This window comes from Neobacillus sp. 204 (assembly GCF_046562815.1).
Classification (GTDB): Bacteria; Bacillota; Bacilli; order Bacillales; family Cytobacillaceae; genus Neobacillus.
In genome coordinates this window covers 1-812 of record NZ_JBJORY010000052.1, presented here as the reverse complement: position 1 = coordinate 812, position 812 = coordinate 1, and the positions used below count along the sequence as shown (strand labels likewise).

General features: G+C 45.9%; 4 tRNA genes and 1 rRNA gene. All 5 read right to left on the bottom strand.

The window, feature by feature from the left end:
• Positions 1-162: 162 nt before the first annotated feature.
• The 5 genes from ACJ004_RS30075 to rrf all read right to left on the bottom strand — a co-directional run bounded on the left by ACJ004_RS30075 (position 163) and on the right by rrf (position 748).
• Positions 163-255 (bottom strand) — tRNA-Ser (locus ACJ004_RS30075).
• 20 nt (positions 256-275) lie between these two features.
• Positions 276-352: transfer RNA gene (locus ACJ004_RS30070), tRNA-Met, on the bottom strand.
• A gap of 18 nt (positions 353-370) precedes the next feature.
• Positions 371-446, bottom strand: a tRNA-Val gene (locus tag ACJ004_RS30065).
• 69 nt (positions 447-515) lie between these two features.
• Positions 516-590, bottom strand: a tRNA-Glu gene (locus ACJ004_RS30060).
• A gap of 41 nt (positions 591-631) precedes the next feature.
• Positions 632-748 (bottom strand): 5S ribosomal RNA (rrf, locus tag ACJ004_RS30055).
• Between the last annotated feature and the right edge of the window lie 64 nt (positions 749-812).

Below are 812 nucleotides of genomic sequence, written 5' to 3'. Positions count from 1 at the left end.
CAATAGAAAATAATAAAAATTGTTCATGCTCTTAGTTTTAAGACCGCCCCGATTTCAGAAAGCTTATTCAAGCAGCGGTTCAATCGTTGCGCTGTAGCCTATTCGAAGAAGTTTATTCGAACGTGCTCCACCTCGCGACAATAATAACTAAAGTAATAAATATGGAGGAGGAAGAGGGATTCGAACCCCCGCGCGGTATGACCCGCCTGTCGGTTTTCAAGACCGATCCCTTCAGCCAAACTTGGGTATTCCTCCAGTTTAAAACAAATACAAATTGGTAGCGGCGGAGGGGATCGAACCCCCGACCTTACGGGTATGAACCGTACGCTCTAGCCAGCTGAGCTACACCGCCAAAAGACAAATATAATCATGGTGGAGGATGACGGGATCGAACCGCCGACCCTCTGCTTGTAAGGCAGATGCTCTCCCAGCTGAGCTAATCCTCCATAATAATGAAAGTTAATTTCGCATTTTCGAAAAAACTTTGAGTTATTTTCACTAGCGTAAAAAAACTTTGGTGACCCCTACGGGATTCGAACCCGTGTTACCTCCGTGAAAGGGAGGTGTCTTAACCACTTGACCAAGGGGCCAGAATTCAATTTTGACAAAATAATAGCCCCAATTGGGGCTAGCCTGGCAACGTCCTACTCTCACAGGGACGCGTGTCCCAACTACCATCGGCGCTGAGAAGCTTAACTTCCGTGTTCGGCATGGGAACGGGTGTGACCTTCTCGCCATTGCTGCCAGACTATATGAGGTTTTATTCCCTCAAAACTAGATAACTGACAATCATCATAAAAACTTTTTCTTTT